The 573-nt window shown below is 73.6% G+C and carries 1 protein-coding gene; it reads left to right on the forward strand.

Annotated elements, in window-relative coordinates; all coding sequences use genetic code 11:
• Positions 1 to 438, forward strand: a 438-nt coding sequence (locus KUM32_RS39775) for an alkaline phosphatase D family protein (protein ID WP_217146600.1), incomplete at its 5' end; no start/stop codon positions are given.
• Positions 439 to 573 lie beyond the last annotated feature (135 nt).

The following is a 573-nucleotide window of genomic DNA, read 5'->3' on the forward strand; positions in this document are numbered from 1 at the left end:
GAGGTGCTCACCCACGTACACGACGCGGGTCTCGAGGACCTCGTGGTGATCACCGGCGACTGGCACTCGGCGTTCGTGGACGACGTACGGCCCGACTACGACGACACCTCGTCCCCCGTCATCGGCACCGAGTTCACCGCGCACTCGGTCACCTCGGGCGCCTACAGCGCGGACTGGAACAAGACCAACGGGCCGCTGATGGGCGCGGCCAACCCGCACCTCCAGTACTTCGAGGGCAACCGCTACGGCTACGACGTGTACGAGGTCACGCCCGAGCGCTGGAGCACCCACATGCGGGTGATCGGCGACCGCCGCGACCCGGTGTCCCCGGTGACCACGCTCACCACCTTCCACGTGGACCGTGGGCGCGCGGGCGCGTACGAGGACGAGGCCACCAAGGGCTCCCCGGCGCAGTACCGCAGGCCCACCGGCCGCTAGCCGGCCGGGCGGCGCCGTGGCGCCCGGAGGCGGGGTCGCGGGGCCGCACGGTCCCGCGACCCCGCGCCGGGCACGCCCGGCGCCACCGGGGCTCAGGCCGGGAGCAGTCCGGGGACGAGCAGGTCGATCTGGCGC

The organism is Streptomyces sp. AC627_RSS907 (genome assembly GCF_019049165.1).